This is a genomic window from Thauera sp. 27, assembly GCF_000310125.2.
Taxonomy (GTDB): Bacteria; Pseudomonadota; Gammaproteobacteria; order Burkholderiales; family Rhodocyclaceae; genus Thauera; species Thauera mechernichensis.
This window is the reverse complement of the sequence record NZ_AMXB01000008.1, coordinates 102,685-114,511: the sequence shown is the minus strand read 5'-3', so window position 1 is coordinate 114,511 and position 11,827 is coordinate 102,685. Positions and strand designations below refer to the sequence as shown.

Here is an 11,827-nt window from a genome sequence, read left to right as displayed (position 1 = left end):
TCCGGCGTGCCAGGCTCAGGGCGTGACCTGCGCCTCCATCATCGCCAGGAAGTGCTCGGAGTACGGCGGCAGCAGGCCCCATTCGCGGCGCGGATCGTAGGCCGGCGCCTTGAACACCGTGCGGGTGTGGCTGAACTCGAGGAAGCCTTCGCGGCCGTGGTAATGCCCCATGCCCGAATCGCCCACGCCACCGAAGGGGGCGTCTTCCATCGCGGCGTGGAACATCGCCTCGTTGATCGTGACGCCGCCCGACAGGGTGTGCTCGAGCACGCGCTGCTGCTCGGCCGCATCCTCGCCGAAGTAGTACAGCGCCAGCGGACGCGGGCGGCCGTTGATGTCGGCGATCACGGCGTCGATCGCGTCATAGGGCTTCACCACCACCGCCGGGCCAAAGATCTCCTCCTGCATGATCTTCGCGCCTTGCGGCGGATCGATGACGATGGCGAGCGGACGCTGACGCCCCGCCGCGTCCGCCGCCAGCGGGGCCGGGGCGCATTCCACCCGGGCGCCCGCCTGGGCGGCGTCGCTGAGGTAGGACTCGACACGCGCCAGATGGCGCTCGTTCACCACCGCGACCATGTCCGGGTTGCCGGCCACGCTGGGGAACAGCTCGCCGAAGCTGCGCTTGAGCGCAGCAACGAAATCCTCGAGTTGCTCGCGAGCCACGTAGACGACGTCCGGGTTCACGCACAGCTGGCCGCCGTTACTCGCCTTCGCGGCGGCGATGCGGAAGGCCGCGGTCGCCAGGTCGGCGCTGCGGGCGACGATGGTGGGCGACTTGCCACCCAGTTCCAGCGTCACCGGCACCAGGTTCTGCGCTGCGTTGCGCATCACCGCCTTGCCGACCTGGGTGCTGCCGGTGAACACAATATGGTCGAAGGGCTGGGCGGTGAAGGCCTCGCCCATGTCCGGGCCGCCGGTGACGACGCCAACCACGAGCGGATCGAACATGTCCACCACCGCCTCGGCCACCACCTGCGCGGTACGCGACACCACCTCCGAAGGCTTGAGAATGGCGCGGTTGCCAGCGGCGAGCGCGCTGGCGAGCGGGCTGAACAGGGTAAACAGCGGCGCGTTCCAGGTGCCGATGATGCCCACCGTACCCTTGGGCTGATACATCACCCAGGCCTGGGCGCCGAGCTGGTCATAGGGCGGGAAGGGGGTGCGCGGCTCGCTCGCCATCCACGGCTCGAAGTGGTCGCGGGCGTACTTGAGCGAGGTCAGCGAACCGAGCACGTCGTTCATCAGCGAATAACCCTTGGGGCGGCCGCCGAAGTCGGCATCCATCGCCTCGACGAGGGGCTTGTGATACTTCACCAGCAGGTCGATGGCGGTCTGGATGCGGCGCTTGCGCTCGGCCGCGGGGACGGCGCCGGCGGCGGCGAAGGCCTGCTTGTGCGCCTGCAGCAGCAGGGCTAGGTCTTCCGGGCGGGTGATGATCTGTCTGTTCACGGCAAGCACTCCGGGGTCGAAGGTCGAGAGAGGAAGGGCGGGCGGGTCGGCGCCGGACACGCACTCCGGTTGCTGACCCTGCACACGCAATCATGGGCGGACCATACCCTGCGCCCGCAGGCCTTGCGTAGTCCAATCGGACGAGCGCATCGGCAGCGCTGCCCGCTGTGCCGGGAAAACCGTTAGTCCGTTGGGACGATGCCTGCGCCCCTGCCCCACTTTCATACTCGGCACCATCTCCACCCGTCCCGCGAGACACGACATGACGACGCACAAGGGGTTCGACCCCCAGGACTTCCGCGCGGCGCTCGGCACCTTCACCACCGGCGTCACCATCATCACCACCCGCGCCGCGGACGGCGAGCCCATCGGGATCACCGCCAACAGCTTCAACTCGGTGTCGTTGAACCCGCCGCTGGTGCTGTGGAGCCTGGCCAAGAACGCACGCAGCCGCGAGGCCTTCGCCAACGCCAAGCACTGGAACGTGCATGTGCTGTCGGCCGCGCAGGAGGCCTTGTCGGGCCGCTTCGCGCGCCAGGGCGAAGACAAGTTCTCCGGGCTTGAGCTCGACGAGGGCATCAGCAAGGCGCCGCTGCTCAACGGCTGCACCGCCCGCTTCCAGTGCCGCACCGCGTTCAGCTACGACGGCGGCGACCACATCATCTTCGTCGGCGAAGTCCTCGCCTACGACCGCAGCGAACTGCCGCCGCTGGTGTTCCAGAGCGGCCAATACGCGCTTGCCGCGCGCAAGCCGCGCGATGAAGTGCGCCTGGGTTCGACGCCGCCGCCCGAATGCAGCTACACCGAGGACCTGCTCGGCTACCTGCTCGGCCGCGCCCACTACCAGATGCTGCACGCGCTGCGCCAGTTGCTGAGCACGCAGGCGCTCGACGAGCGCTCCTTCTTCATCCTGTCGGTGCTGTCGATCCGCGACGGGCTGAGCCTGCAGGAGATCAACGGCTTCATCTCCTACACCGGCATGCTCGCGGACGAGACGTCGATGAGCGCGCTGGAGTCGCAGCGGCTGGTGGCCATCGAGCAGGACGAGGAGCGGACCCGCTACGTGCTGACGGCCGACGGCCGTGAAGCCTCGCTGCGCCAGATCGCGCTCGCCAAGGCGGTGGAAGAGGACGTTGCCGCCAAGCTCGGCACCGGCGACACCATGGCCTTGAAGCTGCTGCTCAAGCGCCTGATCGCTTCCAGCGACCCCGGCATGCCCGACCTGTGGTCGCCACGCTGACCCCTGCATAAAGGAACCTACTGCATGAGCATCATCCAACGCTTCAGCCTGGAAGGCCAGGTTGCGATCATCACCGGCGCCGGCCGCGGCATCGGCCGCGGCATTGCTCTGGCCTACGCCGAGGCCGGCGCGGACATCGTCTGCGCCGCGCGCACGCTGGCCGACGTCGAAGCGGTCGCCGCCGAGGTGCGCGCCCTCGGCCGTCGCGCCATTGCCGTCAGCTGCGACGTCACCGACCTGGCCCAGCTCGGCGGCGTGGTCGATGCCGCGCTCAAGGAATTCGGCCGCATCACCCACCTGGTCAACAACGCCGGCGGCTCGGGGCCGAACGACCCGCTGAAGATGTCCACCGACAAGTTCGAGGGGGTGTTCCGCTTCAACGTCAGCTCGGCCTACGAACTGACCCGCCTGTGCGTACCCCACATGCGCGCGGCCGGCGGCGGCAACATCGTCAATATCACCTCGGGTGCGGCGCGCTACGCCCAGCCCCACTTCAGCGCCTACGGCACGGCCAAGGCCGCGCTCACCCAGCTCACCCGCCTGCTGGCACAGGATTTTGCCCCGGTCGTGCGCATCAACGCGATTGCCCCCGGCCCGATCATGACCGCCGCGCTCGACCGTGCGCTGCCCGCCAACATGCGCGAAGGCATGATCAACAACACGCCGCTCAAGCGTCTCGGCGAAGTCGAGGACATCGCGGCCGCAGCACTCTACCTCGCAACCCCGGCCTCGGCCTGGGTGACCGGCAAGGTCATCGAAGTGGACGGCGGCGCCGAATCGAGCGTGTGGCCGGGCTGACCGCTCAGGCTCCCAGACCAGGAAACCGTTCATGGACCCAAACCTGATCCGCCAGCTCGGCGACGAGCTCTACGCAGCATTGCGCCAGGCGCGCACGCTCGTCCCGCTGACCGAACGCCACCCCGGGATCGGCATCGAGGACGCCTACCATGTCTCGCTGCACATGCTGTCGCGGCGTGAGGCCGACGGCGAACGCGTGATCGGCAAGAAGATCGGCGTGACCAGCAAGCCGGTGCAGGACATGCTGAACGTGCATCAGCCCGATTTCGGCTTCCTCACCGACGCCATGCAGCACGCAGACGGCGCGGCCATCGACATTGCCGCGACAGGCTTGATCCAGCCGCGCGCCGAGGGCGAGATCGCCTTCATGCTGAAGGCCGACCTGAAAGGCCCTGGCGTGACCCGCGACGCAGTGCTGGCCGCCACCGCCTGGGTCGCGCCCTGCTTCGAGATCGTCGATTCGCGCATCGACGACTGGCGGATCCGCATCCAGGACACGGTCGCCGACAACGCATCCTGCGGTGTCTTCGTGGTCGGCGAGACGCGGACCGACCCGCGTGAGCTCGACCTGGCGGCGGTGCGCATGCGCATGTCGCGCAATGGCGAACCCTGCGGCGAAGGCCTGGGGTCGGCCGTGCAGGGCCATCCGGCCGAAGCCGTGGCCTGGCTCGCGAACACCCTGGGCCAGTTCGGCATCCCTTTCCGCGCCGGAGAGCTGATTCTCTCGGGCTCGCTGGCGCAGCTGGTGCCGGCGCGTGCCGGCGACCGCTTCGAGATGCAGATCGAAGGCCTCGGCGGCTGTTCGGTGAGCTTTCGCTAGCAGCGTGTTCCTCGCAGCCGCGCGGCGGGCATCCCTCCCTCCTCCGTCCGCCGCGCGCGCTGCACCTCTCAGCCAACGTCATGCCGAGCCGGACTGCAAGCGGCCGGCACACCCTACGGGACTGAACCCATGAACAAGATCAAATGCGCCCTGATCGGTCCGGGCAACATCGGTACCGACCTGCTGTACAAACTCAAGCGCAGTCCGGTGCTCGAGCCGGTGTGGATGGTGGGCATCGACGCCAGCTCCGAAGGCCTGGCGCGTGCGCGCGAGCTCGGCCTCAAGACCACCGCCGAGGGCGTCGACGGCCTGCTGCCGCACGTGCTGGCCGACGGCGTGCAGATCGCCTTCGATGCCACCTCGGCCTATGTGCACGCCGAGAACAGCCGCAAGTTGAATGAACTGGGCGTGCTGATGATCGACCTCACCCCGGCGGCGATCGGCCCCTTCTGCGTGCCGCCGGTGAATCTGGTGGAACACGTCGGCAAGGGTGAAAGGAACGTGAACATGGTCACCTGCGGCGGCCAGGCCACGATCCCGATGGTCGCGGCGGTGTCGCGCGTGCAGCCGGTGGCCTACGGCGAGATCGTCGCCACCGTGTCCTCCAAGTCGGCCGGCCCCGGCACGCGCAAGAACATCGACGAATTCACCCGCACCACCGCGGGCGCGGTCGAGCAAGTGGGCGGCGCCAAGCAGGGCAAGGCGATCATCATCCTCAACCCGGCCGAACCGCCCTTGATCATGCGCGACACGGTGCACTGCCTGACCGAGACCGAACCCGACCAGGCGGCGATCACCGAATCCATCCACGCCATGATCCGCGAGGTGCAGAAGTACGTGCCCGGCTACCGCCTGGTCAATGGCCCGGTGTTCGACGGCAAGCGCGTCTCGGTGTACCTCGAGGTCGAAGGCCTGGGCGACTACCTGCCCAAGTACGCCGGCAACCTCGACATCATGACCGCGGCCGGTGCGCGCACCGCCGAGATGTTCGCCGAGGAGATCCTGGCCGGTCGCCTCAAGCTTGAATCCAACCGCGCCACGATGGTGGCCTGAGCGCCCCGGCCACAAGGAGAGATGAACATGGAACTTCGCGGCAAGAAAGTCACCGTGCATGACATGACCCTGCGCGACGGCATGCACCCCAAGCGCCACCTGATGACGCTCGAGCAGATGAAGACCATCGCCTGCGGCCTGGACGAGGCGGGCATCCCGCTGATCGAGGTCACCCACGGCGACGGCCTGGGCGGCAGCTCGGTGAACTACGGCTTCCCGGCCCACAGCGACGAGGAGTACCTGTCCGCCGTGATCCCGCTGATGAAGCAGGCCAGGGTGTCGGCGCTGCTGCTGCCGGGCATCGGCACGGTCGATCACCTCAAGATGGCGCACGAACTGGGCGTCTCCACCATCCGCGTGGCCACCCACTGCACCGAGGCCGACGTCTCCGAGCAGCACATCGGCTACGCTCGCAAGCTCGGCATGGACACCGTCGGCTTTCTGATGATGGCGCACATGAACAGCCCCGAAGGCCTGGTCAAGCAAGCCAAGCTGATGGAGAGCTACGGCGCCAACTGCATCTACGTCACCGACTCGGCCGGCCACCTGCTGCCCGACACGGTCAAGTCGCGTCTCAGTGCGGTGCGCGATGCGCTCAAGTCCGAGACCGAACTCGGCTTCCACGGCCACCACAACCTGGCCATGGGCGTGGCCAACAGCCTGGCCGCGCTCGAAGTCGGCGCCAGCCGCATCGACGCCGCGGCCGCTGGCCTGGGGGCCGGTGCGGGCAACACCCCGATGGAAGTGTTCATCGCGGTGTGCGACCTGATGGGGATCGAGACCGGCGTGGATGTGTTCAAGATCCAGGACGTGGCCGAGGACCTGGTGGTGCCGATCATGGACTTCCCGATCCGCATCGACCGCGATGCGCTCACGCTGGGCTACGCCGGCGTGTATGGCTCCTTCCTGCTGTTCGCCAAGCGCGCCGAGAAGAAGTACGGCGTGCCCGCGCGCGAGATCCTGGTCGAGATGGGCCGACGCGGCATGGTCGGCGGCCAGGAAGACATGATCGAGGATACGGCGCTCAACCTGGCGCGCGCACGACAGGCATAGCGCGGAGTCCGCAACGGCCATGCACGACACGTCCCCGTCTGCGCCCGCCCCCTTGTCCGCGTGGCGCACGCATGGCCTGCTGTTCCTGCTCGCCTTCCTGTACGCCGACAACTTCATCGGCCGCCAGATCGTCGCGGTGATGATCGAGCCGATCCGGCTCGAGTTCGGCGCCAGCGACACCTCCATGGGCCTGATCTCCGGCCTCGCCTTTGCCGCCGTGTTCGCAGTGCTGGGCCTGCCGGCGGGGCGTCTTGCCGACCGCATGTCGCGCACCCGCCTGCTCGCCCTGTCCAGCCTGTGCTGGGGCGTGGCCACCATCCTGTGCGCGCTGTCGGGCAACTTCGTGCTGCTGGTCGCCGCCAGGATGCTGGTGGCGGCGGTCGAGGCCCCCGCCGCACCGGCCGCCCTGTCGCTGATCGCGGATCTGTACCCGCCGCAGCGCCGCGCCTTCGCCATCAGCTGCTTCACCGCCGCCCCCACCTTCGCCGCCATCCTGGCGCTGAGCCTCGGCGCCTGGCTGGTTGACCAGTACGGCTGGCGCACGACCTTCGTCATCGTCGGCACCCCAGCCTTGCTGATCTCTGCCCTGCTTGCCTTCGGTGCGCGCGAACCGGTGCGCGGGGCCTGGGACGGCAGCGCCCGGGTCGAACTCTCCACCAGCCTGCTGGCCACCGTCGGGCAGCTGTGGGCGAACAGGCCGGTACGCTACCTGATCCTCGCCGGTGCGGTGGCAACCCTGGGCGGCAACGCGTTCGGCATGTGGAATGCAAGTTTCCTGGTGCGCTCGCACGGCCTGGAGCTGCGCCACGCAGGGCTGCTGACCGGACTGATCGGCGGCACCGCCGCCGGCCTCGGCGTGCTGTTCAGCGGCTGGCTGACCGACCACCTGGGCAAGCGCGACGCGCGCTGGCGCTTCCGCATCCCGCTCGTCGGCCATGTCGTCGGCATTGCTACGCTCGCCGCCTACCTGAGCTGGCCGACGGACGTGCTGACCTCGATCGCAGGCGTGCCGGTTCCCACGGCGATGCTGTGGTGCGGTATCAACGGCTTCTTCATGGTGTGGTGGCTGGGGCCGTCCTTCAGCATGCTGACAAGCCTGGTCGCCCCGGCCAACCGCGCCGTGGCGATGGCCCTGCAGACCATGCTCAGCACCCTGTGCGGCGTCGGCCTGGGCCCGGTGCTCACCGGCGCCCTAAGCGACCTGCTGCAGCCGGCCTTCGGTGTCGAGTCGCTGCGTTACGCGATGTTCCTGAGCTGCACCGCCACCAGCGTGGCGATCGTGCTGTTCCTGGTCATGCGCGCAGCGCTGCTGCGCGAGCAGCCTGCGCAGGCCGTCATGACGACGGCCTGACAGCCTACACGGCCAGATCGTCGAAGGCCGCGTACACGGCCTTCAGCCAGCTCTTGACGCGCTGGCGCTCGAGCATGCCCAAGGCATCATCGCCCGCACGCCGGTTCATCGCCGCCCAGAAGCTGGCATCCTGGCGATCGATCTTGCGCATGCTGGCTTCGTGCAGTTCCGGCAGGTTGATCACACGGGCCCCCATGGCTTGTGCGGCAGCAAGCTCGGCCGATGCATCGAGCTGGGAAAAGTCGCTGCCACGGCCATGGTTCTTGACCACCACATAGCGCGGACCTTCACCGTAGGTGTCGAGCAGCGCGCCCAGCAGGTCGACAGAATCCTTGCCGGCATCTGCGAGGTGCCAGAAGTTGACCTGCACGCCGAGCTCGGCAAGCAGTTCCAGCAGTTCGGACGTCTTGATCCAGCGCGCCAGCGGTGCGGCCGTCTGTGCTGCAAGATCGACAATCACGCTGTGGCCGATGCCCTCTTCTGGTGCGTCCTCGAACGGCAGCGCGATCTGGTCCAGCCCCTCGTAGCGGTCCACCACCACGGGGGCGGCATAGTCGGCGTAGAAACGGGCGAAGGTAGTGTGCGAGCGATCGGTATCGAAGCCGGTGAAGGGCCGGCCCTTGTCGATGTAGTACTGGGCCAGGGCGCGAGCAACAACCGACTTGCCCACGCCGCCCTTTTCGCCGCCGATGAAGTTGAGGGAACGCATTGTGTGTCCTGAGTGAATTACGCGGTGCTCCGCTTGCTGGCAAAGGCGCCATGCCAACGGCTACAAGCAACGATCGGGCCACAATGAGAGCATCGCAAACCCGAAGCCTTATCGACTTGCCTCCCGGCATCACCCCTGGGCCGCTGTCGGTCCCTGCGCCTTGCCCACGCCAGACGCAGCCGGGTGAGCAGATGGCTACGCTCGATGTGCCTCATTTCCAGCGATGGCCTCCTTGTGTCGCAGGGGGTCAATTCACGGTGTCGCCCGACAGGTGGTGGGCGACATGCGGGGTACCCTTACGCTGATTGACAGCGCCTCACACCACGATGCGCGCCAGCTTGGGATGCAGCGAGTCGAGTACGATCATCAGTTCTACGATGTCTTGCTGAGATCGTTAGGCTGCGCCACGACCCACCCGACCATCATCTGAGCAGATGAAAGCCTTCACTCCACGCCAAGCCCTGCTGCTATCTCTGGCGGCAGCGCTGATCACGATTGCAATGAAGACGGGGGCCTGGTGGCTGACCGGCTCAATCGGCTATTTGTCGGATGCCCTTGAGTCCCTGGTTAACCTGGCCGGGGCCGGTTTTGCGCTGTGGATGGTGGCCTACGCACGGCAGCCTGCTGATGACGACCACCAGTATGGGCATGGGAAAGCCGAGTACTTCTCGGCCGCCTTCGAGGGGGGATTGATCTTCATCGCCGCGTTGATCATCCTTCTCACCGCGGGAGAGCGGCTACTCAATCCACAGCCAATAGGTGATCTCGGTGTCGGCACCCTGCTGTCCGTCGGTGCAAGCCTGATTAACTTTCTGGTTGCACGCGTCCTGCTGCAGGTCAGCCGCGCGCACCGCTCGCTTGCACTCGAAGCCGACGCACGCCACCTGATGGCGGACGTGTGGACCACCGCTGGCGTCGTCTGCGGAGTCGGACTCGCCGTCGTTACCGGGTGGGGCTGGCTTGACCCCGTCGTTGCAGCCGCAGTCGCGTTGAACATCCTGCGCGAAGGCTGGGAGCTGATGCGGCGCTCGGTTGACGGCCTTATGGACCGCGCATTGTCAGCCGCCGAGGTCGCTGCCATAGAACGAACACTCAGTGAGGCTGCGCCACCTGGGTGTTTCCACAGCAAGCTAACCACGAGAGCCGCAGGTGCCATCCATTTCGCGCAAGTCGAGTTCTGCGTGCCGGGGGAATGGACAGTTGCAGAGGCCCATGCACTGGCGGATGCGATCGAGCGCACTGTGGAGGCACGTACCGGCACCCGCCTCACGGTTCACCTTGAGCCACTGCCACCGAGCGACTCGCCAGCCGATCATCCCTGAAAGTTCTTCCCAATGCACCTGCTGATCATCGAAGACGACCGCACCATCGCCGAGAACATATACGACTACCTCGAGGCGCGCGGTCACCAGTGCGACTACGCCGACTCGATCGCAGCGGCTTCGGCCTTGCTCGCGCGTACCCGGGTCGATGCCCTCGTCCTCGACCGCAACCTGTCCGACGGCGACGGTCTCGCGCTCGCGCGACGGCTGCGTACCGAGGGATGTGCGACGCCGATCCTGGTGCTGACCGCGCGCGATGCCCTGGAGGATAAGCTGCTCGGCTTCGAGGCTGGTGGCGACGACTATCTGGTCAAGCCCTTCGCCCTGCAGGAACTCGAGGTACGCCTGCTGGCGCTGGCGCGGCGCAATGCCGCGCGGCCGGCCGATTCCCTGCTCAAGCACGGCGCACTCAGCTACAACGCCGCGACCCAGGCGCTGTGCCTGCATGGGGAGCCCGTCACACTGCCGCCGAAGGCCCTGCGCCTGGTGGCCGAACTCTTGTCGCAGCCCGAACGCGTGTTCTCCCGCCGCGAGCTCGAGATCGCCGTGTGGGGTCACGAGCAGGACAGCAGCGACAACCTGCGCAGCGTGCTGCACACCCTGCGTCGCGCCCTCGGCGAGGATGCGTCCGCCCAAGTGGTGAATGTCCATGGCCTCGGCTACAAGCTCGTCAGCCGCTGAGGGCGCCTCGCAACGCGGCGCTCGGCGCTGGCTGCCGGGCGGGCTGCGCCTTCGCATCGCGCTGTCGGTCACGGCGATGCTGCTCGTGCTGATCGTCGCGCAATCGCTTGCGCTGGTGCGGCTCAACGAGGAGATGGAAGAAGAGTTCATCGCGGGCACGCTCGACGAGCAAGTGCACTACAGCATCGAGCACAGCCGCCAGCTCGGCACCCTGGTCGGTCCTCAGACGCCCACCATGACGCTCTACCGTTTTGTGCCGGGGGAAGCGCTGCCGCATGGGCTGGACGCGAAGCTGGCCGGCCTGCCAGTAGGCAATCACGAGTTCTGGTCGGCCGGGCGCGAACTGCACGTTGCCGTGCGCGAGGCTGACGGCCAACGCTACGTCCTCGTCTATGACGAATCCGAACACCGCGCGCGCGAGTCGGCCGTGGTCACCGCGGTCGTGATCGGCGGCCTGGTGCTGACTGCCTTGTCCTTCATCCTCGTCTACGCGATCGCTGCCCGGCTTACCCGCGGGCTGGAGACGCTGGCCGAGCGCGTCGAGGGCGAGCGCGACGGCACGCCCTTCGCCCATGCCGGACTCGAGGCCGAACTCCTCGCCGTGGCGCGCGCGCTGGACCGGGCCGAGGCGCGGCAGGCTGCCGTACTCGCCCGCGAGCGCGACTTCAACGCCAACCTGTCGCACGAGTTGCGCACCCCGCTGGCAGGCATACGCAGCGATGCCGAAATGCTGCTGACCGAGGCCGCGCTGTCGGACAAGGCCCGGCGCCGGGCACAACGCATCATCGCCACCACGGACCGCACCGCCGCGCTCGCCAACAGCCTGTTGCTGCTCGCGCGCGAGGCCCGCCCGCAGGCGATCGAGCCGGTCAACCTGAGCACGGCAGTACGAGACGCCTGGGCGCGCCTGCACACCGCGGGCGCACGGGCGGAGGCAGTGGACATCCGTATCGATCCCCAAGCCGAGATCACCGCCGACCCCGGCTTGCTGGCGCTGGTGCTGCACAACCTGCTCGACAACGCCGTGCGCCACGGCGAAGGGCATGCGATCGAGGTGGTGTTGGAGGGCAGCCAACTGGCCATCTGCGACCGCGGGCCCGGTTTCGGCAGCGAAGACCCGATACGCAGCTTCGAGCGCTTCCGGCGCGGCGGCAGTAAACCCGGCCACGGCCTCGGCCTGGCGCTGGTGCAGCACATCTGCAGCGCGTGCGGCTGGGCGGTCGGCGCCGCCAACCGGCCTGAGGGCGGGGCCTGCCTGACGATCGATTTCGGCACCGAGCGCTGACCGCGGTCTGTGCGCCTTCACACTTTCCTCACACCCGCCTCACGCTTTCCTCACACGCCGCTT

The 11,827-nt window shown here is 67.7% G+C and carries 11 protein-coding genes; 9 read left to right on the top strand and 2 right to left on the bottom strand.

The genetic code is table 11. The annotated features are described in order from the left end of the window. Window positions 1-15 precede the first annotated feature (15 nt). On the bottom strand, window positions 16-1,452 hold the full coding sequence (locus B447_RS06205; RefSeq protein WP_002937693.1) for an aldehyde dehydrogenase family protein: 1,437 nt from the start codon (window positions 1,450-1,452) through the stop codon (window positions 16-18). Between the two features lie 262 nt (window positions 1,453-1,714). Between B447_RS06205 and B447_RS06200 the strand changes: the two genes are divergently transcribed. From B447_RS06200 to B447_RS06175, 6 genes are all read left to right on the top strand, one after another. After that, on the top strand, window positions 1,715-2,692 hold the full coding sequence (locus B447_RS06200) for a flavin reductase family protein (protein WP_002937691.1): 978 nt from the start codon (window positions 1,715-1,717) through the stop codon (window positions 2,690-2,692). Between the two features lie 24 nt (window positions 2,693-2,716). Beyond that, window positions 2,717-3,490, top strand: a complete 774-nt coding sequence (locus tag B447_RS06195; protein WP_002925358.1) for a glucose 1-dehydrogenase — start codon at window positions 2,717-2,719, stop codon at window positions 3,488-3,490. A gap of 31 nt (window positions 3,491-3,521) precedes the next feature. Then, window positions 3,522-4,310, top strand: a complete 789-nt coding sequence (locus tag B447_RS06190) for a fumarylacetoacetate hydrolase family protein (protein WP_002937686.1) — start codon at window positions 3,522-3,524, stop codon at window positions 4,308-4,310. Between the two features lie 129 nt (window positions 4,311-4,439). Beyond that, on the top strand, window positions 4,440-5,363 hold the full coding sequence (locus tag B447_RS06185; protein WP_002937683.1) for an acetaldehyde dehydrogenase (acetylating): 924 nt from the start codon (window positions 4,440-4,442) through the stop codon (window positions 5,361-5,363). 27 nt (window positions 5,364-5,390) lie between these two features. Continuing rightward, window positions 5,391-6,416, top strand: coding sequence for a 4-hydroxy-2-oxovalerate aldolase (gene dmpG, locus B447_RS06180; protein WP_002937680.1), 1,026 nt, complete (start codon window positions 5,391-5,393; stop codon window positions 6,414-6,416). A gap of 19 nt (window positions 6,417-6,435) precedes the next feature. Beyond that, complete coding sequence (locus tag B447_RS06175; protein ID WP_002925367.1) at window positions 6,436-7,767, top strand: spinster family MFS transporter; 1,332 nt, start codon at window positions 6,436-6,438, stop codon at window positions 7,765-7,767. Between the two features lie 4 nt (window positions 7,768-7,771). Here the strand turns inward: B447_RS06175 and B447_RS06170 are convergent, their stop codons facing one another. Further along, window positions 7,772-8,476, bottom strand: coding sequence for a hypothetical protein (locus B447_RS06170; protein WP_002925369.1), 705 nt, complete (start codon window positions 8,474-8,476; stop codon window positions 7,772-7,774). A 434-nt stretch (window positions 8,477-8,910) separates the two neighbouring features. Here B447_RS06170 and B447_RS06160 point away from each other — a divergent pair, with 434 nt between their 5' ends. The 3 genes from B447_RS06160 to B447_RS06150 are packed head-to-tail and all read left to right on the top strand — an operon-like array spanning window position 8,911 to window position 11,764. Next, window positions 8,911-9,798, top strand: coding sequence for a cation diffusion facilitator family transporter (locus tag B447_RS06160; RefSeq protein ID WP_002937679.1), 888 nt, complete (start codon window positions 8,911-8,913; stop codon window positions 9,796-9,798). A gap of 12 nt (window positions 9,799-9,810) precedes the next feature. Further along, on the top strand, window positions 9,811-10,479 hold the full coding sequence (locus B447_RS06155) for a response regulator transcription factor (RefSeq protein ID WP_002937678.1): 669 nt from the start codon (window positions 9,811-9,813) through the stop codon (window positions 10,477-10,479). Further along, window positions 10,448-11,764 carry a sensor histidine kinase gene (locus B447_RS06150; RefSeq protein WP_002937677.1) on the top strand — a complete coding sequence of 439 codons (1,317 nt, stop codon included), beginning with the start codon at window positions 10,448-10,450 and terminating at the stop codon, window positions 11,762-11,764. The genes B447_RS06155 and B447_RS06150 overlap by 32 nt, the downstream gene beginning before the upstream one ends. Window positions 11,765-11,827: the final 63 nt, after the last annotated feature.